This is a genomic window from Bradyrhizobium sp. 87, from assembly GCF_023073015.1.
Taxonomy (GTDB): Bacteria; Pseudomonadota; Alphaproteobacteria; order Rhizobiales; family Xanthobacteraceae; genus Bradyrhizobium; species Bradyrhizobium canariense_D.
Genome location: NZ_JADPIQ010000048.1, coordinates 672298 through 692983 on the forward strand (window position 1 = coordinate 672298; position 20686 = coordinate 692983).

Below are 20686 nucleotides of genomic sequence, written 5' to 3' on the forward strand. Positions count from 1 at the left end.
CCATGACGACCAAGCCAGAGATGACGGCCTCCGAGATCGCGAGCGCGGTTGCGGGCCGCAAGATGTCCGCGCTCGATGCGACCGAAGCCGCGCTTGCGCGCATCAAGCAGCACGACACCATCCTCAATGCGTTTACCGACATCACCGCCGATCGCGCCCGCGCCAAAGCGCGCGCAATCGATGCCGATATCGCCGCCGGCAAGTCCGTCGGCCCATTGGCCGGCGTGCCGTTCGCGGTGAAGAACTTGTTCGACGTCGCAGGCCTCGCCACGCGCGCAGGCTCGAAGATCAACCGCGATCGCGCACCCGCCACGCGCGATGCCACGCTGATCGAGCGCATGGAAGCGGCCGGCGCCGTGCTGGTCGGTGCGCTCAACATGGGTGAATACGCCTATGACTTCACCGGCGAGAACGTCCATGACGGTCCCTCGCGCAATCCGCACGATACGACGCGGATGAGCGGCGGCTCCTCCGGCGGCTCGGGCAGCGCCGTTGGTGGCGCGCTGGTGCCGATCGCGCTCGGTTCCGACACCAACGGTTCGATCCGCGTGCCGTCCTCGTTCTGCGGCATCTTCGGCCTGAAGCCGACCTATGGCCGGCTCTCGCGTGCGCGCTCTTTCCCGTTCGTCGCGAGCCTCGATCATCTCGGCCCGTTCGCGCGCTCCGCCACCGATCTCGCGCTGGCCTATGACGCCATGCAGGGACCGGATGCCGACGATGCCGCCTGCACCACCACACGTGGTCTGGAGCCGACGACACCGCTGCTTGCCAATCCGGTGTCCGACCTGCGCATCGCGATCGCCGGCGGGTACTTCCAGACCAATTTGTTTCCGGAAGCTGTCGAAGCCGTCAGCCGCGTCGCCAAGGCGCTGGGCGCAACGCGCGTGGTGGACGTGCCCGAAGCTGCGCGCGCCCGCGCGGCGGCCTATGTCATCACCACCACCGAGGGCGCCTCGCTGCATCTCGATCGGCTGCGCAAGCGGCCGAACGATTTCGATCCCGCCGTGCGCGACCGGCTGATTGCGGGCGCCATGGTGCCGGCGCCGCTGGTCGACCGCGCGCAAAAATTCCGCCGCTGGTATCGCGCGCAACTCGCCGAGATTTTCAAATCCGTCGACGTGCTGATCGCACCGGCGACGCCATGCACCGCGCCGAAGCTCGGCCAGGTCAATTTCAATCTTGGCGGCGTCGAGATGCCGGTGCGCGCCAATATCGGCATCCACACCCAGCCGATCTCGTTCATCGGCCTGCCTGTGGTCGCCGTGCCGGTGCCGCTCGATCCGCTGCCGATCGGCGTGCAGATCATCGCCGCGCCATGGCGCGAGGACATCGCGCTGCGCGTCGCGTTCGCGTTGGAGAAGATGGGTGTTGCCGCCGCGCCCAGCCCAAGAGGATTTTGAGATGGAGATCGATCTCCCCGAGGTGATCGCAGACGTCAAAGCTGCGTTCGAGCGCTATGAGCAGGCCCTGATCACCAACGACGTCGCCGTGCTCGGCGAGCTCTTCCGCAACGATCCCCGCACGCTGCGCTATGGCATCGGCGAGAACCTCTACGGCTATGAAGCAATCTCCGGCTTTCGCGCCGGCCGCTCGGCGGTCGGCCTCAATCGCCGCACCGCGAAAACCGTGATCACCAGCTATTGCCGCGACACCGCGGTTGCCTCCACCCTGTTCTATCGCGACACGATGCCGGGCAAGGTCGGCCGGCAGATGCAGACCTGGGTAAAATTCCCGGAGGGCTGGCGCGTCGTCGCCGCCCATGTCAGCATCATCGACGAGTCGAAAGAGACCTGACCGTATGACGCTTGACGATCTTCCGCCCGGAGCGCTGCCGGCCGAACCGGCGGTGCCGCGTGTCGACCGGGGGGCGCCGTCAGCGCACAAGGTCACGCGCGCCGAGGAGCTGCGCCTGCAGCTCGCCGACGAGATCGTGCGCGGAGCTCTGCCACCCGGTGCGCCGCTTGACGAGACCGACATCGCGCGCCGCTTCAGCGTTTCGCGCACGCCGGTGCGGGAAGCCCTGCGTCAGCTCGTGGCAAGCGGCCTCGTCGAAGCGCGCGCTCATCGCGGCGCGGTGGTGGCGCAGCCCTCGTTCGAACGGCTGACGGGCATGTTCGAGGCCATGGCGGAGCTTGAGGCGCTGTGTGCGGGTCTTGCCGCCGAGCGCATGTCCGCCACTGAGCGTCACGGCCTGGAAGCCATCCACGAAGAACTGCGGGTGTTGAGCTACGCCGGCAATCCCGAGCGCTTCCACGAGGTCAACGAGCGCTTCCACAACGCGATCTATGCGGGATCGCAGAACGGCTACATCGCCGAGATCACGCTGGCGACGCGCGTGCGCGTACAGCCGTTTCGCCGCGCCCAGTTCCGCAATCTCGGCCGTCTCGCCAAGTCGCAAGCCGAGCACGACCGCGTTGTCGTCGCCATCATGCGCGGCGACAAGCAGGGCGCCGCCGCCGCGATGCGCGCGCATATCGAGCTGGTGCGCGGGGAGTACGAGATCTACGCGGTGTCGGTTTAGGGGCGCGCGCACGGTTGCGTAGGGTGGGCAAAGGCGCAAAGCGCCGTGCCCACCATCTCCCCAAGCTGACGGTGATGGTGGGCACGTTTCGCTTTGCCCACCTACGAGACCTACGCTGTCGTAGCTTCCGCCATATACTTCCGCCAGCCGCCATACGCGGTGATGTCGCGAGCCTCGCCCAGCACCTCGGGCTCGACGAGAAATCCCTTCACGCTGCGGCCATCGGCCAGCCGCACCGTGCCGATCGCCATCGGCGCGGGAATCGCGTTGACGAACTTGCCGAAGGCGGACGACGACAGCGACCAGATTTCCAGCTCGATCGACGCGCCCTTGCCGGCCTCGACGCGCAGCATGCCCGGCTTTGGCGGCGTGGTCTTCAATGCGTAGAGCTTGTAGTCCGCCGCGGTCCTGGTTGCCTCGATCAGCTGGCCGTTCAGCGCTTTCAGTTCGCCGTTCAGCGCCATGCCGGACAGATGCGCGCCGACCACGGCGATGGGAATCTCGTCGACGCCGCTTGCGGCAAGCGGCGCCAGCGCGGCTTGCACGACGCCCTTTGCGCCAAGCGTCAGTTTGGTATCGGCATGGAACACGCGGCCGATGCTGGCGAGCAGCGCATCGTGCCCGGTGGGTGCAAGAATTGTGATGCCGAACGGGATGCCGTCGGCGCGCATCGCCGCCGGCAGCGCGAGACCACAGAGATCGAGCAGATTGACAAAATTGGTATAGGTGCCGAGCCGGCTGTTGAGCTCGACCGGATTGGCCCGCACCTGCGCGGTCGTATAGGCCGTCGGCGCCGTCGGCAGCACCAGCGCGTCGATATTGGTGAAGGTGCGTTCGGCGATCTTGCGCAGGCCCTGCAGACGATAGAGCGCGGAGAAGGTGTCCGTCGCCGTCAACCGCGCACCGGCCGCGGTGATCTCGCGCGTCACGGGATGGATCGCCTCCGGTGCCGAGGCGAGCAGGTCGCGGATCACGAGATAGCGCTCGGCCACCCACGGTCCCTCGTAGAGCAGTCGGGCCGTCTCATAGAACGGCTCGAGGTCGAATTCGACGAGCGTTGCCCCAAGCGCGGTCCAGCGCTTCAGCGCCTCGGCGTAAGCCGCTTCCGCCTTCTTGTCGCCGAAGAAGATCAGCTGTCCGCTGCGCGGCACGCCCAGGCGCAGGTTTGCCGGGAGCGGGGTGATCGCGCCAAGCGGCCGGTCGCGCGAGAACGGATCTGCCTGATCGGGACCTGCCATCACGGAGAGCGCCAGCGCGGCGTCGTCGACCGTCAAAGCGAATACCGAGATGCAGTCGAGCGTCCGGCAGGCCGGCACCAGGCCAGCGGTCGAAATCATGCCGAGGCTCGGCTTGAGACCGACGATGTTGTTGAGCATCGCCGGCACGCGGCCTGAGCCGGCGGTGTCGGTGCCGAGCGACAGTGGCACCAGCCCGGCGCCGACGGCGGTGGCCGATCCCGAGCTCGAGCCGCCGGGAATGAGGTCCTCGCGGATCGCGTTTCTGGGGATGCCGTGGGGCGAGCGCACGCCGACAAGGCCGGTCGCGAACTGGTCGAGATTGGTCTTGCCGATGATGATCGCGCCGGCGGCGCGCAGCCGCTGCACCGCGGTCGAATCATGTGTCGGGGTATACGAGAAGGCCGGGCACGCCGCGGTGGTCGGAAATCCCAGCGCGTCGATATTGTCCTTCACCACGACCGGCACGCCATAGAGCGGCAGGCTGGCGGCGTCCTTGGTGGCGAGCTTCTCGGCCTCCGTGATCGCGTCCTTTTCGTCGCGCAGGCTGATGAAGACGGCGGGGTCGTTGTGGTCGCGGATGCGCTGATAGGTGCGCGCGACCGTCTGCGCCGGTGTGAGCGTGCCCGCGCGATGCGCGGCCACGATCGCGGCGACCGTTTCAGGCTGCTCAGCCCCCATTTCAGCCTTCATGGCGACAAATCTCCGGCTACGTCTCTTCACCCCGATCGAAGCAAGCGATGTGCCATTGTGTACAGAATCCGGGCAGGACAAGTGCTGCGGATATTACCGAGAGATCAGTGGCTTGTGGGATATTTCGAGCTCCGGCGGACCTTCGTGTCAGCGCCCTGTTACGAGCATTTGCGCAAATAATAGGCAGCTAGATCAGGTGCAGCCAGCAATCCATGCCGCGGATGCGCGGCGACCAGCCCTTTGAACGGCGGCGGGCCGTCCCACCTGGCCCCAGCTTGCGCCCCAACAATTGTCGTGGCCAACATGCTGGCCAACGCGGTCCGCGACGAGGCTGCGACCGGTCCCGGCTTCCGGGCGAGGAGGAAACCATGACAGCCGCCCCACGCGGTGATGCTTCGAGCCTGTTTGCGACACCCAGAACCGTTGCCGAGCATCGCGCCGACGGCAGCATCGTGCTGCGCTCGCCCGAGCCTCTGCGCGATGGCGCGCGCTGCGTCGGCGACTGGCTGGAGCAATGGGCGCGGCAGAGGCCCGACGCGATTTTCCTCGCCGAGCGCAGCAGTGCCGAAGCGCCATGGAGCACCGTTACCTATGCGCAGGCGCTGCGCCAGGTGCGCGCGGCGGCGTCCTGGATTCTGGCGCACGGTCTCGGCGCGGAGCGCCCGCTCGCGATCCTCTCCGACAACAGCATCGATCATGCGCTGCTGGCACTGGCGGCGCAGCATGTCGGCGTGCCCTCGGCGGCGATCTCGCCGGCCTATTCCCTGATGTCAAAGGACTTCGACAAGCTCAAGAGCATGATCGCGTTGCTTGAGCCCGCCGCGATCTATGTCTCCGCGACGAGGCCGTTTGCGGCGGCGCTGGCCGCGATCAAGCCGCTGCATAGCGCGCAGATTATCAGCGGCAATGCCGACGATGCCGATGCGCTGGCCTTTCGCACTATCGCGGCAACGCCCGAGAGCCCCGACGTCGCAAAGGCCTTCGCCGCGGTGACGCCCGATACGATCGCAAAACTCCTGTTCACTTCGGGCTCGACCGGCACGCCGAAAGCCGTGATCAACACCCAGCGCATGCTGACGTCCAGCCAGCAGGCCAAGGCGCAGACCTGGACTTTTCTCGAACGGGCGCGCGACGATCTGGTCATTCTCGACTGGCTGCCCTGGAGCCACACGTTTGGCGCGAACCACAATTTCAATCTCGTGCTGCGCAATGGCGGCTCGCTCTATATCGACGGCGGCAAGCCGGCGCCCGGTCTGTTTGCGATGTCGCTCGCCAACCTCAGAAGCGTGATGCCGACGGTCTATTTCAACGTGCCGCGCGGCTTCGACATGTTGATCGCGGCGCTGCGCGGCGACGAGGAGCTGTGTCGCCGCTTCTTCAGCGAGGTGAAATTCGCGTTCTACGCCGGTGCGGCGCTGCCGCAGAATCTCTGGGATGCGCTGGAAGAACTCTCCGTCAAGACTGTTGGCCGCGCGATGCCGATGGTCTCGGCCTGGGGCTCGACCGAGACGTCGCCGCTGGCCACCGACTGCCATTTCCTCGCGGAGCGCTCGGGCAATATCGGCGTGCCCATTCCCGGCACCGAACTGAAGCTCGTTACCTCCGGCGACAAGCTGGAGGTGCGCGTGCGCGGCCCCAACGTCACGCCGGGCTATTGGAAGGCGCCGGAGCTGACCAGGCAGGCTTTTGACGACGAGGGCTTTTATCTCATCGGTGATGCCGTGAAGTTCGCCGACGCGAACCGGCCCGAACGCGGCCTATTCTTTGACGGCCGCGTCGCGGAGGATTTCAAGCTCAATTCCGGCACCTGGGTCAGTGTCGGCACACTGCGCCTCGCCGGCATCGCCGCGCTGGCGCCGCTCGCGCAGGACATCGTCGTCACCGGCCATGGCGGCGACGAGGTGCGCTTCCTGGTGTTTCCGAACATCGCTGCGTGCCGCGCGCATGCCGGCCTGCCCGAGACCGCAGGCGTGAACGACGTGCTCGCGCATGAGAAGATCAGAGCCGCGATCGCGCGGGGGCTGGCGAAACTGAAGCAACACGGCGCCAACTCCTCCGGCCACGCCACGCGCGCGTTGCTGCTCGCCGAGCCGCCGTCGGTCGACGGCGGCGAGATCACCGACAAGGGCTACATCAACCAGCGCGCGGTGCTGACGCGCCGTGCCGATGCGGTGGCGCGGTTGGATGACGATGCGCCGGGCGAGTGGATCGGTCTGTAGCGCTTGGGCCTGTGCCCCGGACGCAGCGCAGCACGCAGTGATGCGCTGCAGAGCCGGGGCCATTCTTCGTGATTGGCATCTCTGGATCCCGGCTCTGCGCAGCAGCGTTTCACGCTGCAGCGCGTCCGGGACAAGAGAGCTCGGCAAACCCAACTACGCCAGCCGCCCTGCCGCATTATGCTGCACGATTCTTTTGTTGCCCAAGCAACTAATTTATGCGAACCGTTCCAGACACGGATGACGGCGGGAGGAACCGCCGCGTCGGATCGGAGGAAGCTATGCTCGGCAGAGAGGGTGCCGCCGGCGAATGTTGGCGCATGCCTGGAAATGACAGGGCTCAGCGCCCGCTGTGTGGCCCGTCAGGTCTCGGTGCTGCCGGTCACCGCGCCGAGATTTTCATGCAGGCGGCGCAACAGGTCGATCAGCACCTCGCGCTCGTCCTTGTCCAGGCAGGACAACAGGCGCCGTTCGCGCTCGAATGCAGCGACGATCACCTTGTCATGGATGGCGCGGCCCTTCGCCGTCAGCGAGATCGAATGGGTGCGCCCGTCATTGGGATCGGTACGGATCGAGATCAACCCCCGCTTTTCCAGGCCGGCCAGCGTCCGACTCACCGGGCCCTTGTCGAAACCGATGACGTGGCAGATGCGCGAGGCGGGAATGCCGGGCTCGATCGCGAGCAGCGACATGATCCGCCATTCCGTGACGTTGACGCCGAACTCTCGCTGATAGAACGCGGTGGCGCTGTTCGAGAGCTTGTTGGCGATGAAGGTGATGAACGCGGGGACGTAGCGGTCAAGATCGAGCGTCGGTCCCGTCTCGGCGGGCGCAGGTTTCTGGCGGGCTCTGGTCGAAGGCGGCGGCATGTCGGGATTCTGTCTCGCGGCGTGTCTGGAGACCTAAAGGTAAGCGCGGCCCTTTCACAAGATCAAAATGAGGGAGGACTTCCATGAGCACTTCCAGCTCCCAGGAAATTAGCGGTTCGTCGGCCGTCCCGCATCTCGACGTCGATCCGTTCGCGATGGATTTTTTCGCCGATCCCTATCCCACGCATGAGCTGCTGCGGGAGGCGGGACCTGTCGTCTATCTCGACAAGTGGAACGTCTATGGCGTGGCGCGCTATGCCGAAGTTCATGCCGTGCTGAACGATCCCGCAACGTTCTGCTCCAGTCGTGGCGTCGGCCTCGCCGATTTCGCGAAGGAGACGCCGTGGCGGCCGCCCAGCCTGATCCTCGAGGCCGATCCTCCCGAGCACACCCGCACCCGCGCCGTGCTCTCAAAGGTGCTGTCGCCGACGGTGATGAAGGGGCTGCGCGACCGCTTTGCCGCGGCAGCGGAAGAGCGTGTGGACGCGCTGCTGGAGAAGCGCAACTTCGATGCCATCACGGACCTTGCCGAGGCCTATCCGCTGTCGATCTTCCCAGATGCGCTCGGGCTTAAGCCTGAGGGACGCGAGAATCTCATTCCCTATGCGAGCCTGGTGTTCAACGCCTTCGGCCCGCCGAACCAGTTGCGCAACGAGGCGATCGCGCGCTCGGCGCCTCACCAGGCCTACGTCACCGAGCAGTGCCAGCGGGACAGCCTCACGCCCGGCGGCATCGGCGCCTGCATCCACGCCCATGTCGGCGAGGGTGCCATCACCGCGACCGAAGCGCCGCTGTTGGTGCGTTCGCTTCTGTCAGCGGGCCTCGACACCACCGTCAACGGCATCGGTGCAGCGGTCTACTGTCTCGCGCGCTTCCCTGAGCAGTGGCAGCGCCTGCGCAACGATTTTACGCTGGCGCGCAACGCTTTCGAGGAGGCCGTTCGTTTTGAAAGCCCGGTGCAGACCTTCTTCCGCACGACCACGCGCGAAGTCGAACTGTCAGGCGCGACCATCGGTGAGGGCGAGAAGGTGTTGATGTTCCTGGCGGCTGCCAATCGCGATCCGGGGCGCTGGGACAAGCCCGACAGCTACGACATAACCCGCCGCACGTCCGGCCATGTTGGCTATGGCTCAGGTATTCACATGTGCGTCGGCCAGCTGGTCGCGCGGCTCGAAGGCGAGACAATGCTCGCGGCGCTGGCCCGCCGGATCGCAAAGATCGAGATCATGGGCGAGCCGCAGCGCCGCTTCAACAACACGCTGCGCGGGCTCGACAGCCTGCCTGTGCGCATCACGCCAGCCTGACGCTGTCGTCATCGCAAACAACAAATACGACAGGGGAGGGAACAATGAAGAACTTGAAGTGGACGCTTGCGCTGGCCGCGAGCCTGATTGGCGGCGCGGCAAATGCCGAGATCTCGGACAATGTCGTGCGCGTCGGCGTGCTCAACGACATCTCCGGCATTTTCCAGGACACCAACGGCATGGGCTCGGTCGAGGCCGCGCGCATGGCCGCTGAGGATTTCAACGGCGGCGGCAAGGGCATCAAGGTCGAGATCGTCTATGCCGATCACCAGAACAAGGCCGACGTCGGCAATGCAATCGCGCGCAAATGGCTCGATGTCGAGGGCGTCGACGCCATCGTCGACGTGCCGAACTCGGCCGTTGGCCTCTCCATCAACACGCTGCTGCGCGATAGCCGCATGACGTTCCTCGCGTCGTCCACCGCGAGCTCCGATCTCACCGGCAAGGCCTGCTCGCCCAACACCATCCAATGGGTCAACGACGCCTGGGCGACCGGCAACACCACGGCGGCCGCGATGATGTCGCGCGGCGGCAAGGACTGGTATTTCCTCACGGTTGACTACGCACTCGGCAAGGGCATCGAGGCGGAAGCCCAGAAATACATCGAGGCGCATGGCGGCAAGATGTTGGGCTCCTCCAAGCATCCGCTCGGCACGTCCGACTTCGCGTCCTTCCTGTTGCAGGCGCAGGGCTCGAAGGCCCAAGTGATCGGGCTCGCCAATGCCGGCGGCGACACCATCAACGCGGTGAAGCAGGCGGCCGAGTTCGGGATACAGCAGGGCGGACAAAAACTCGTCGCCTTCCTGCTCTTCATCAACGACGTCCACGGCATGGGCATCAAGGTCGCGCAAGGGCTCCAGCTCATGGAGGCCTTCTACTGGGACATGAACGACGACACCCGCGCCTTCGCCAAGCGCTTCGCGGCGCGGCCCGGCATGAACGGCAAGATGCCGAGCGGCAACCAGGCCGGGGTCTATGCCTCCACGCTCGCTTATCTCAACGCGGTCGCCGTCACGGGCAGCGACAATGCCAAGGATGCCGTGCCCGAGATGAAAAAGTTCAAGGGCAAGGACAAGCTGTTCGGCGACACCACGATCCGCCAGGACGGCCGCGTCGTGCATCCGATGTATCTGTTCGAGGTGAAGAAGCCGGAGGAGTCGAAATATCCGTATGACTATTACAAGCTGGTTTCGACGATCTCTGCGGAGCAGGCGTTTCGACCGCTCGCGGAAGGTGGGTGCGAGCTGGTGAAGTAGGGGCGGCGATCGCGCCTCACTTAACCTCTCCCCGCTCGCGGGGAGAGGTCGGATCGCTCTTGCGATCCGGGTGAGGGGGTACAGGTCTCACCAATATCTCGTTCGCGGAGAGGCCCCTCACCCCAACCCTCTCGCCGTAAGAACGAGGAGAGGAAGAAGAAGCCCTACACCACCTTGCTCGATCCCTGCGTGATCAGCCGCGCAGCGCGCTGGTCGCGGGCGTAGATCCAGAGCCAGCTCAGGGCGACGCTGAGGCGATGGCGCAAGCCGATCAGGAAGTAGATATGGGCGATGCCCCAGATCCACCACGCGATGGTGCCGCGCAGCTTGATGCGGCCGAAGTCGATCACCGCGAGCCGCTTGCCGATCTGCGCGAGGCTGCCGGAGTGCTTGTAGCGGAACGGGCCTGTCGGCTCCTGGCGCAGCCGGGCCTTGATGGTCTCGGCCACGTGACGGCCCTGCTGCTTGGCGGCCGGCGCGATGCCGGGCACAGGCTTGCCGTCCCAGGCGTTGATCAAAACGGTGTCGCCAATTGCAAAGATCTCGGGATGACCGGGGATCGTAAGATCGGCCTCCACTTGGACGCGCCCGGCGCGATCGGCCGGTGCGCCCAGCCATTCCGCCGCGGGCGAGGCGCGCACGCCGGCGGCCCAGATTCGTGTCTTGGCTTCGAGCAGCTTGCCGCCGAACACCACGCCCTCGCGGTTGATCTCAGTGACGGCTTGGCCGAGCACGACCTCGACGCCGATCTTCTCCAGCGAGGCCTGGGCATAGGCCGAGAGATCATCTGGAAAGCCTGCCAGCACCCGCGGACCCGCCTCGATCAGCACCACGCGCGCCTTGTTGGTGTCGATGTTGCGGAAGTCGGCTGGCAAGGTGTGGTGCGCCATCTCGGCGATGGTGCCGGCGAGTTCGACGCCGGTGGGGCCGGCGCCGACGATGACGAAAGTCAATCGTGCCGCGCGTTTGGCCGGATCGGTCTCACGCTCGGCGCGCTCGAACGCCACCAGGATATGACGGCGCAGCGTGGTCGCGTCCTCCAGTGTTTTAAGACCCGGCGCCCATTGCTCCCATTCGTCGTGGCCGAAATAGGCGTGACGCGCGCCGGTGGCGAGCACCAGCGTGTCGTAAGGCACCTCGCTGCCGTCGTCGATCAGCACGCAGCGCCTGTCGGCATCGACGCCGCTGACCGTCGCAAACAGCGTCGTCACATCGCGCCGGTCGCGCATCAGGTGCCGGACCGGCCAGGCGATCTCGCTGGTGGCGAGCGAGGCGGTGGCGACCTGATAGAGCAGCGGCTGGAACAAATGATGGTTGCGGCGGTCGATCAGCGTGATCTCGACCGGGCTGCCGGCGAGCCGGTGGGTCGCCTCCAGCCCGCCGAAACCGGCTCCGACGATGACGACGCGGTGCGGTGTCGTGGTCATGATGCGCCCCTCCGAATCTCGCGGCTCTATCCTCATCTAAACGCTGATCAGGCGCCGCGGTCCAATAGCCGTCGTCAATCGAGGCATAGGCCGGATGTATCGCGCCCGCGAGAAAGCGCCGCAGCCTTAGCCGAAGTAAGTAGAATTATATTTCTTGCTATCGCCGTTCGGGGCGAAATATGGTGCAGGGCGGGCGCTGAACCATTGGCGGCGCGACAGATTTTGCGTTCAATAGAGATGACCCCGGGGCGGCAATCACCCTGCTTCCGGGCATAATAATATGGAGGGGAGTGGTTATGAGGACGGCATTCTGGCTGGCGGGCGCAGCGGCGCTGGTGCTGGCAGGCCCGGCATCCGCCGGCGACACCATCAAGATCGGCTTCGTTTCGACCTTCAGCGGCCCGACCGCCGTGATCGGCAACGACATGCGCAATTCGTTCGAGCTCGCGCTGGATCACATCGGCCGCAAGATGGACGGCAAGCCGGTCGAGGTGATTTACGAGGACGACGGGCAGAAGCCCGACGTCGGCAAGCAGAAGACCGAGAAGCTGGTGCAGTCCGACAAGGTCGACTTCATCGTCGGCTACATCTGGTCGAACGTGCTGCTGGCCTCGCTCAAGACCGCCGTGGACTCGCAGACCTTCCTGATCTCGGCCAATGCCGGTCCGTCGCAGCTCGCGGGCGAGCTCTGCTCGCCTTACGTGTTCTCGACCTCCTGGCAGAACGACCAGACGCCGGCCGCCATGGGCCTCTACATGAACCAGAAGGGCGTCAAGAGCGTGTTCCTGATCGGCCCGAACTACGCCGCCGGCAAGGACATGCTGGCGGGCGTGAAGAGCACGTTCAAGGGCGAGGTCAAGGGCGAGGAATACACGGTCTGGCCGAGCCAGCTCGACTTCTCCGCCGAGCTCTCCAAGGCGCGGGCCTCGGGTGCCGAGTCGATCTTCGTGTTCTATCCCGGTGCAGCCGGCGTGCAGTTCCTCAACCAATATGCGCAGGCCGGGCTGAAGAGCACGATGCCGCTCTACACGGCTTTCACCGTCGACGAGCTGTCGCTGCCGCTGCAAAAGGAGAACGCGCTCGGGGTGCCCGGTGCGCAGGAATGGGTGAATGATCTGCCCAACGAGCAGAACAAGCGCTTCGTCGCCGACTATCGCAAGAAGTACCCCGGGCTGCGTCCGACCTATTACGGCGCGCAAGCCTACGACGCGGCCCAGCTCATCAACAGCGCCGTGGTCGCGGTGAAGGGCGACACCAGCAAGAAGGACGCGATGAAGGCCGAGATGGAGAAGGCCAACTTCAAGTCGCTGCGCGGCCCGTTCAAGTACGGCAAGAACCACATCCCGGTGCAGAACTTCTACCTCCAGGACGTGGTCAAGGACGGCGAAGGCCAGCTCTCGCTGAAGACGGTCGCGACCATCGTCGAGAACGACCAGGATCGCTTCCACGACAAATGCGCGATGAAGTAGCCACAAGCACGATACCCCTTCTCCCCTTGTGGGAGAAGGTGGCGCGAAGCGCCGGATGAGGGGTTTGTTTCCGCGTATTCAAAAGTAAGGTCTCGCGGAGAGAACCCCTCACCCGTCTCGCCGCTTTGCGGCGAGCCACCCTCTCCCACAAGGAGAGAGGGAAAGTAAGCTACACGCGCGGCATGCTCGCGGGCCGCACCTCGCGCGCTTGCGCGGCAAGCCTGATCCCGGCATTGGCCGCGCCGAAGCCCTGATAATCCCGCCGCTCCACGATCTCGAAGAAAAACCGCTCGTCGAAGATGTGGGTGTAGACCTGGAAAAACTCTCCGTCGCCCTCGCGGTCGTAGAGAATGTGGTTGGCGCGCAGCTGCCTCATCAGCTCGGGTGCGAGGTCGTATTTGGCTTCGACGTCGTCGTAGTAATTATCCGGGATATCCAGGAAATCCGCGCCGCGCTTGCGCATCTCCGCGACTGCCGCAAAGATATCCCGGCACGTAAATGCGACGTGCTGCACGCCCGAGCCGAAAAACTCCGAGATGAAGCGGGCCGGCAGCGTGCGGTTGGCGGATGAGCCGTTGAGCACGAAGCGCAGGCTCTGGTCGCCGTTGATGACGGCCTGGCTTTGCACGAGGCCCCTGGGATCGGCGATCTCCATCTGCGGCAGCCGCTTGAGGTCGAGGATGCCGGTGTAGAACAGCAGCCACGACAGCATCTCGTCATAGGGCATCGACTGCGCGATGTGATCGACGGCCAGCAGGGCGTCCGCGCGAGCGTCGCTCGGTACCTGTTCGAAATCCGTGTCCCAGTTCTTGCCGGCCTGGTCCAGGAAGTAAAGCAGGCTGCCGCCGACGCCGTGGATCGCGGGAATCTCGAGCTCGCCCGGCCCGACCGGCTGATAGAAGGTGCGCGCTTTCAGTGTTTCGGCGCGCTGCATAACGAGGCCGGCATTGTCGATATCGAGCGCGATGGCGCAGACGCCGGGGCCATGCGTCACGTAGTGCGAATGCGCAAAGCCGTCGGTCTCGGAGTTGACGACGAGCTCGACCTTGCCTTGCGACCAGCGCTCCACCGCCTTGCTGCGATGCTTGCCGGTCTTGCGGAAACCGAGCTGCGCGAGCAGGCGGGCGAGTTCGCCGGCCTTGGTCTCGTTGACGGCAAACTCGATGAATCCCGTGCCGCGACTTTTGGGCTTGGGCGCCAAGGGTTCGCCGATGAGCTTTGGCCAATCCGGTGCAAGCTGGTCCTCCAGCAGGATCAGCGAACGCAGGCCGTCGACCGCGGTCTGCACGGCCGAGCCGGCACGGAATTGGTCGTTGAAGATCTCCAGCGACAGCGGCCCGGCATAGCCGGTCGCCGCGATCGCCGCCATGAACTCGCCGACCGGCAGGTCGCCCTGGCCGGGGAAGGAGCGGAAGTGCCGGCTCCACGACAAGATGTCGAGCTCGAGCTTCGGCGCATCTGCAAGCTGGACCAGGAAGATCTTGTCGCCGGGGATCGAGGGCATCGCGCGGACCGGAAAGCCGGGGGCCAGTGCGTGAAAGCTGTCGAGGATGACACCGATCGCGGGGTGATCGGCGCGCCGCACGATCTCCCAGGCATCGCGGTAATCGTTGACGTGGCGTCCCCAGGCCAATGCCTCGTAGCCGACGCGCAAAGACCGTTTGGCCGCGCGCTCGCCAAGCTCGCGAAAATCATCCGCGGCGCGGTCGATGCCGCCGAGCGCGGCCGGCGACACGTTGGAGCAGATCAGCAGCAGATCGGTGCCGAGCTCCTGCATCAGGTCGAACTTGCGTTCGGCGCGGGCAAAGTTTCGCGAACGCTGCGGCTCCGGCATGCCTTCGAAATCGCGGAACGGCTGAAACGCACAGATCTCGAGATTGAGGTCCCCGCAGAGCTTTGCGATGTCGCGCGGACCTGCGCCGAACGACAGCAGATCGTTCTCGAAAATCTCGACCGCGTCGAATCCGGCGGATGCGATGGCGCGGAGCTTTTCGTCGAGAGCGCCGGAGAGTGAGACCGTTGCGATCGAGCGTTTGGTCATGCTGCCTGCTCCATGATTTGGCCCGGCGATATCTTCTGGCCCGTGCGTGCCGCTTCGCTGACGGCTTCGACGACCGCAAGTGTGCCCATTGCGTCTTCGACCGCGATCAGTGGTTGTTCATGGCCCGCGATCACGGCGAGGAAATGCCGGAGCTGCTCGGCCAATGGATCGAATGCCGGCGGCGTGATGGTCTCGCGCGACAGCGGCGCGTGCCAGCCGGGCTCTCGCGCGTAGGACCAAAGCTCCATATTCGGCACGGACAGCGAGCCCGCGGTGCCGGAGAGGATGTAACAGGGCTGATCCCGCTTCGGGTACGCAGTGTTCTCGCCCGAGGTCAGCTCCCAGCTCCATGGCGCCGGCGTTGCGTCCGACACGGTCGCCGTTCCCAGTGCGCCGTTGGCGAAGCGCAGCAGCAACGCGGCGGTGTCCTCGACGGCGAAACCGCGAACCTTGTTCGACGTCAACGCCTGCACCTCGGTGATCTCGCCGCAGATGAATCGGAGATTGTCGATGTCGTGGATCAGGTTGATGAGCAGCGGGCCGCCCCCATGCTCGCGCCGCCACGCCACATCAAAGTAATCGTCGGGCTTCTTCAGGAGCCACAGTCCGACCACAGCCGTGAGTTGGCCGAGTTTGCCGGTCGCCACCGTCTCGCGTGCGGCCTTGATGATCGGATTGTGCCGGCGGTGATGGCCGACTAGCATCGGCACGCCGGTCCGCCTGATCGCCGCGCACAGGCGCTGCGCGGCCGCGACCGTATCGGTCACCGGCTTCTCGATCAGCGCGGGCACGCCGGCTTGGGCACAGTCGAGCACCATCTGGAAGTGCAGCGCGTTCGGTGAGGCGATGATCAGGCCATCAGGCTTTTCCTGCGCCAGCAACGTGCGGTGATCCGAATGCCAGGGTGTGGTGCGCGTCTGCGCGAACTCTTTTGCGGCAGGCGAAGGGTCGGCGATGCCCGCCAGCACGCAGTCTGGTGAAGCGTTGATCAATTCGATATGGCGGCGGCCGATCAGGCCGGCGCCGGCAACGGCGATGCGCCTTGGCGCGCTCATGCTGCGCTCTCCTCCATGGCGCCGCCGAGGAAGAGCTGGCCGATCCGCGGGTCGTTCAAGATGCGCTCCGCCTTGTCGACCATGCGGGTCTGGCCGAGCTCGAGCACGATCCCGATGTCGGAAATCTCCAGCGCCGAGCGGGCGTTCTGCTCGATCATCAGAATGGTGACACCGCGGTCGCGCAAGCTCTTCAGGATGTCGAAAGTCTGCTGCACCATCAGTGGCGACAGGCCGATTGAGGGCTCGTCGATCAGAACGAGCTTCGGTTCGAGCAGCAGCGAGCGGGCGATTTCGAGCTGTTTCTGCTCGCCGCCGGATAGCGTGGAGGCCTGCTGCGTCGATTTCCGCCGCAGCGCCGGGAACAGGTCGAGCGCGGCCTCGATCCGGCTCTGCAGGTCGATGCCCTTGCCCGCCGAAACGCCTCCGAGCTCGATATTGTGGCGCACCGACAGCTCGGGAAAGATGTTGCGGCCCTGCGGCACGTAGCAGATGCCGGCATTGAGCAGCGCGCGCTGGCTCAAATGGGTGACGTCGCGGCCGGCGAAGTTGATCTTGCCCTCACGCAGCTTGAGCAGGCCGAAGATCGCCTTGAACACGGTGGACTTGCCGGCGCCGTTCGGGCCGATGATGGTGGTGATGGTGGCCTGCGGCACGGCGAAAGTGGTGCCGTTCAGGATCGTCATCTTGCCGTAGCCGCCGACGAGATTGTGAACCGAGAGGATCGGATCGCTCATGGCTGGTTCCTCAATGTCCGAGATAGGCTTCGATCACGGCGGGGTTCTTTCGCACCTCGTCCGGTCGTCCCATCGCCAGCACCTTGCCCTCCGCCATCACCATCACGCGGGAACACAGCGACATCACGAATTCCATGTTGTGCTCGATCACGACGAAGGTGGCGTTCTTCTCGCGGTTGATCGCCACCAGCCGCTCCTTCAGATCCGTCAACATCGACGGGTTGACGCCGCCGGCTGGCTCGTCGAGCAGCACCAGGCGCGGTCCGCCCATGAAGGCCATGGCGGCGTCGAGCAGTTTTTGCTGGCCGTAGGAGAGCCCGCCGGCCGGCTCGTCGGCGAGATGATCGAGCTTGAAAAAGCCGATCATCTGGTTGGCGGCCTCCGTCAGTTCGGCATCGGAGCGGCCGACCAGGCGCGAGGCCATGCTGCCTTGGTGCTCCTGGCCTGCGAGGATCAGGTTCTCGCGCACCGAGAGTTTGGGGAACACCTGCAGGAGCTGGAAGGTGCGGCTGACCCCGAGCTTGTTGAGCTCGGCGGGTCGCAAGCCCGTGACGACCTTGCCGTCGAGCTTGACCTCGCCGCCGCTCGGCGTGAGCTGGCCGAGAATGCAGTTGAACAGGGTCGACTTGCCGCAGCCGTTCGGGCCGATCAGGCCGAGGATCTCGCCCTCGCGGACGTCGAAAGAGACGCCGCCGACGGCGCTGATGCCGCCAAAATTCTTCTTGATGTCGGTGACTTCGAGGACCGCGCTCATTGCACTGTCTCCAGCCGGGACTTTGCGACGGCGCGCTGGGCGGAGGCCGCCTTGGTGCGGCGTTCGGCGAGATAGCGGTCGAGGATTCCCAAAATGCCGGTCGGCGACCAGATCAGCAGCCCCATCACCGCGATCGCGTAGAGCATCAGATAATAGCCCTCGGTGAAGCGCAGCCACTCCGGCAACAGCACCGCGATCATCGCGCCGAGGAACGGACCCAGGAAGAATCCGGCGCCGCCGACGATCACCATCATCAGGAGGTCGAGCGAGAGCGACAGGTTGAACGGCACGGGATCGATATATTGCGTCAGCGGCGCATAGAGCGCCCCCGCGACGCCGCCGAGCGCCGAGCCGATCGCGAACGCCATCAGCGTATAGCGCCGCGTGTCGACGCCCAGCGACTGCGCCCGCAGCGGGTTTTCGCGCAGCGCCATGAAGGCGCGGCCCCACGGCGAGCGGATCAGCCACCACACCGCGAGCGACACGATAGCGAGCGAGCCGAGACAGACATAGTAGAACGGCAGCGGCTTGTTGGTCGCGATGCCGAAAATGTGCGGACGCGGAATATTGGAGATGCCGTAGATGCCGCCGGTGAGCCAGCTCTCGTTGCGAAATACCAGGAAGGCCAGCGTGGAGAAGGCGAGCGTGACGAAGGCGAGGTAGTGATGCTGCACCCGCAGCGCGGGATAGCCGAGCACCCAGCCGACCGCGAAGCTCAAGCCGATCGCGACGACGATCGCCGCCGGCAGCGGCCAGCCATGCGTGGTCATGATCGCCGCGGCGTAAGCGCCGATGCCGACGAAGGCGCCCTGCGCCAGCGAGACCTGGCCGGCATAACCGAGTGTGAGGTTGAGGCCCATTGCGGCGATGGCCATCACCGCCCACTGGCTCAGGATGAACAGGCCATAGCGGTTGAAGTTCATGGGGACAACGATCAGCGCAGCGACCACGATGAGGCCGAACGCGATCTTGAGAGGTTTGGCGAAGCCGCTCATACGGTGCGCTCCTCGGCACGGCCGAGCAAGCCCTGCGGTCGGAACAGGATGACGGCGATCAGGAAGATCATAGGCACGGCGGCGCGGTACTGCGTTGAAACATAGGCGGCCGCGAGATTGTCGAGCACGCCGATCAGGAGGCCGCCTGCGATCGCGCCGCGCACCTGGTTGAACCCGCCGACGATCGCGGCGATGAAGGCGGCCTGGCCCAGTACCTCGCCCGACGTGAATTTCGCGAGGTAGATCGGCGTGATCAACAGCGAGGCGAGAGCGACCAGGAACGCGTTGATCAGGAAAGTCAGGAGAATCATGCGCTCGACCGGGACGCCGATGATGCGCGCCACCGTCGGGTTCTGCGCCGCCGCCTGCATCTGGTGGCCGAGCGAGGTGCGGTTGAGAAGCGCAGTCAAGCCGAAGACGGCAAGGATGGCGAGGACGAGGACGCCGATGCTTTGCAGCGAGACGGCATGGCCAAGGATGGAGACGTCGCCGGTCGGCACGATCGAGGGGAAGGGTGAGGCTTCGGCGCTGAAGAACTGCTTTACGGCCTCCTTGAGACCGATCGCGAGCGCCATGGTCGCGATCGCGAGCGGCAGCACGCCATGGCGCAACATCGGATCCACCAGCAGCATCTTGAAGGCGAGGCCGAGCAGGAGCATCGAAAGCAGGATGCCGAGGATGATCGCGAGCCAGAACGGCGCGCCGGCATGCATCGCCGCCAGCATCAGGAACGCCGGCAGCATCACGAACTCGCCTTGTGCGAAATTGATGGTCTGCGAGGTCTGCCACAGCAGCGTGAAGCCGACCGCGACCAGCGCATAGATCGCGCCGGTGGCAAGTCCAGCGACCAGAAGATCGAACAGATTGGACATTTTCCCCTCTCGGCGCTCGCGCTCTGTCTCCCCGCTCTCCTCGCTCGTCCTTCTCCCTCTCCCCGCGAAGGGCGGGGCGAGGCAGAAGGGCAAGACCTCACTTCACCTTCGGCAGCACCTGCTTCACGACTTGCTTGCCTTCGACCACCTCGACCAGAAAGCTCTGGCGGTCGATGTCGCCGGTCTCGCTGAAGGTGACGTCCATCAAGATGCCCGGCTCGTCGGCGGCCTTGATGGTCAGGCCATGCAGGGTGTCGGCGAACGCCTTGGAATCGACCTTGCCCATCTTGTCGGTGGTGGCCTTCACCATGTAGACCGCGAGATAGCCTTTCAGCCCGTTATGGTCGGGCACGTAATTGTACTTCTTCGCGAACTTGTCGCGAAACGCCTTGATCAGGTCGACCGGCGCGTCGGTGGTGAGACCGACATGGCCGCGCGCGCCGTTGGCGGCATCGCCCGCAAGCTCGATCACCTTCTGGCCGATCAGCGTGGTCTCGCCCATCAGCGGTGCGGTGACGCCCTGGCGCTTCAGCTCCTTGAGGATGCGTGCGCTCTCTTCCTCGTTCAAATAGACGAATACGGCGTCGGGATTGGCGGCCTTGATCTTGCCGACGTCGGCGGCGAAATCGGCCTGGCCCGCCTCGGTGGAGAGATCGGCGACGACCTTGGAGCCGAGACGGTCGAGCTCCTTGACGACGACATCGCGGCCGCCGCGGCCAAAGTCATTGTTGACCCAGACCACGGCGACCGACTTCGCCTTCATGTCGTCGTGAATGTATTTGGCGACCTTCGGCATCGAGGATTGCTGGCCGAACGAGGTGCGGAACAGGAATTTGTTTCCGCCTTGCGTCAGCTCGGCGGCTTCGCCACCCATGATCTGCGCGATGCCGGCTTCGGCCGCCAGCGGCGCGGTCACCTTCACCGAGCCGGAATAGCCGGGTCCGAGCAGCACATAGGGCTCGGCGTCGAGCGCCTTCTGCACCTGCGCGCGCGCGACGCCCGGGTTGGATTGCGAATCCGCATGAGTGACTTCGAGCTTGCGGCCGAGCACGCCGCCCTTGGCGTTGATCTCCTCGATCGCGAGGTCGATGCCGTTCTTCCAGTTGGTGCCGACGGTGGCGCCGCCCCCGGAAAGCTCGGCGACGTCGGCGAGCTTGATCGCCTGGGCGTGCACGCTGGTTGCAGTCGCGAAGGCAAGCAGGGCGCCCGCCAGCAAAGTCGATTTCATGGTTTCTCCTCCTGTTT

17 protein-coding genes are annotated in these 20686 nt (G+C 65.2%); 7 read left to right on the forward strand and 10 right to left on the reverse strand.

Translation table 11 applies throughout. The features are described from left to right. Positions 1-2 precede the first annotated feature (2 nt). Genes IVB50_RS12680 through IVB50_RS12690 form a run of 3 tightly spaced genes read left to right on the forward strand, consistent with a single transcriptional unit; the run spans position 3 to position 2521 of the window. The gene (locus IVB50_RS12680; protein ID WP_018456017.1) at positions 3-1400 is read left to right on the forward strand and encodes an AtzE family amidohydrolase; all 1398 of its coding nucleotides are present in this window, start codon (positions 3-5) and stop codon (positions 1398-1400) included. Between the two features lies 1 nt (position 1401). Beyond that, complete coding sequence (gene hpxZ / locus IVB50_RS12685; protein WP_247295955.1) at positions 1402-1794, forward strand: oxalurate catabolism protein HpxZ; 393 nt, start codon at positions 1402-1404, stop codon at positions 1792-1794. A gap of 4 nt (positions 1795-1798) precedes the next feature. Next, positions 1799-2521: a GntR family transcriptional regulator gene (locus tag IVB50_RS12690; RefSeq protein WP_018456019.1), complete on the forward strand. Its 723-nt coding sequence runs from the start codon at positions 1799-1801 to the stop codon at positions 2519-2521. Between the two features lie 110 nt (positions 2522-2631). On the opposite strand, the gene atzF is transcribed toward IVB50_RS12690, so the two are convergent. Next, positions 2632-4449, reverse strand: a complete 1818-nt coding sequence (atzF, locus tag IVB50_RS12695; RefSeq protein ID WP_026233071.1) for an allophanate hydrolase — start codon at positions 4447-4449, stop codon at positions 2632-2634. 368 nt (positions 4450-4817) lie between these two features. On the opposite strand from atzF, the gene IVB50_RS12700 reads away from it, so the two are divergent. After that, positions 4818-6668 (forward strand): feruloyl-CoA synthase, encoded by a 1851-nt coding sequence (locus IVB50_RS12700; RefSeq protein ID WP_085357700.1) that lies wholly within the window; start codon positions 4818-4820, stop codon positions 6666-6668. Between the two features lie 359 nt (positions 6669-7027). Here IVB50_RS12700 and IVB50_RS12705 read toward each other — a convergent pair whose 3' ends face one another. After that, the gene (locus IVB50_RS12705; RefSeq protein ID WP_018456022.1) at positions 7028-7534 is read right to left on the reverse strand and encodes a MarR family transcriptional regulator; all 507 of its coding nucleotides are present in this window, start codon (positions 7532-7534) and stop codon (positions 7028-7030) included. A gap of 83 nt (positions 7535-7617) precedes the next feature. On the opposite strand from IVB50_RS12705, the gene IVB50_RS12710 reads away from it, so the two are divergent. Both IVB50_RS12710 and IVB50_RS12715 read left to right on the forward strand, forming a co-directional pair. Next, positions 7618-8838 carry a cytochrome P450 gene (locus IVB50_RS12710; protein ID WP_018456023.1) on the forward strand — a complete coding sequence of 407 codons (1221 nt, stop codon included), beginning with the start codon at positions 7618-7620 and terminating at the stop codon, positions 8836-8838. A 44-nt stretch (positions 8839-8882) separates the two neighbouring features. Next, positions 8883-10094, forward strand: a complete 1212-nt coding sequence (locus IVB50_RS12715; protein ID WP_018456024.1) for an ABC transporter substrate-binding protein — start codon at positions 8883-8885, stop codon at positions 10092-10094. A 164-nt stretch (positions 10095-10258) separates the two neighbouring features. Here the strand turns inward: IVB50_RS12715 and IVB50_RS12720 are convergent, their stop codons facing one another. Next, a complete protein-coding gene (locus IVB50_RS12720) occupies positions 10259-11521 on the reverse strand; it encodes an NAD(P)/FAD-dependent oxidoreductase (protein ID WP_018456025.1) in 1263 nt (420 codons plus the stop codon). 296 nt (positions 11522-11817) lie between these two features. On the opposite strand from IVB50_RS12720, the gene IVB50_RS12725 reads away from it, so the two are divergent. After that, positions 11818-12990 carry an ABC transporter substrate-binding protein gene (locus IVB50_RS12725; protein ID WP_018456026.1) on the forward strand — a complete coding sequence of 391 codons (1173 nt, stop codon included), beginning with the start codon at positions 11818-11820 and terminating at the stop codon, positions 12988-12990. Positions 12991-13159: 169 nt separating this feature from the next. Here the strand turns inward: IVB50_RS12725 and IVB50_RS12730 are convergent, their stop codons facing one another. From IVB50_RS12730 to IVB50_RS12760, 7 genes are all read right to left on the reverse strand, one after another. After that, a complete protein-coding gene (locus IVB50_RS12730) occupies positions 13160-15031 on the reverse strand; it encodes a sugar phosphate isomerase/epimerase and 4-hydroxyphenylpyruvate domain-containing protein (protein WP_018456027.1) in 1872 nt (623 codons plus the stop codon). Further along, positions 15028-16086 carry a Gfo/Idh/MocA family oxidoreductase gene (locus IVB50_RS12735; RefSeq protein WP_018456028.1) on the reverse strand — a complete coding sequence of 353 codons (1059 nt, stop codon included), beginning with the start codon at positions 16084-16086 and terminating at the stop codon, positions 15028-15030. Before IVB50_RS12735 ends, IVB50_RS12730 begins: the two co-directional genes overlap by 4 nt. Beyond that, the gene (locus IVB50_RS12740) at positions 16083-16820 is read right to left on the reverse strand and encodes an ABC transporter ATP-binding protein (RefSeq protein ID WP_018456029.1); all 738 of its coding nucleotides are present in this window, start codon (positions 16818-16820) and stop codon (positions 16083-16085) included. The genes IVB50_RS12735 and IVB50_RS12740 overlap by 4 nt, the downstream gene beginning before the upstream one ends. A 10-nt stretch (positions 16821-16830) precedes the next feature. Beyond that, positions 16831-17574, reverse strand: coding sequence for an ABC transporter ATP-binding protein (locus IVB50_RS12745; RefSeq protein ID WP_247295957.1), 744 nt, complete (start codon positions 17572-17574; stop codon positions 16831-16833). Then, entirely contained in the window at positions 17571-18569 is a 999-nt protein-coding gene (locus IVB50_RS12750) for a branched-chain amino acid ABC transporter permease (RefSeq protein WP_018456031.1), read from the reverse strand. The genes IVB50_RS12745 and IVB50_RS12750 overlap by 4 nt, the downstream gene beginning before the upstream one ends. Beyond that, positions 18566-19441: a branched-chain amino acid ABC transporter permease gene (locus tag IVB50_RS12755; RefSeq protein WP_018456032.1), complete on the reverse strand. Its 876-nt coding sequence runs from the start codon at positions 19439-19441 to the stop codon at positions 18566-18568. Before IVB50_RS12755 ends, IVB50_RS12750 begins: the two co-directional genes overlap by 4 nt. Positions 19442-19538: 97 nt before the next feature. Beyond that, entirely contained in the window at positions 19539-20669 is a 1131-nt protein-coding gene (locus IVB50_RS12760) for an ABC transporter substrate-binding protein (protein ID WP_018456033.1), read from the reverse strand. Between the last annotated feature and the right edge of the window lie 17 nt (positions 20670-20686).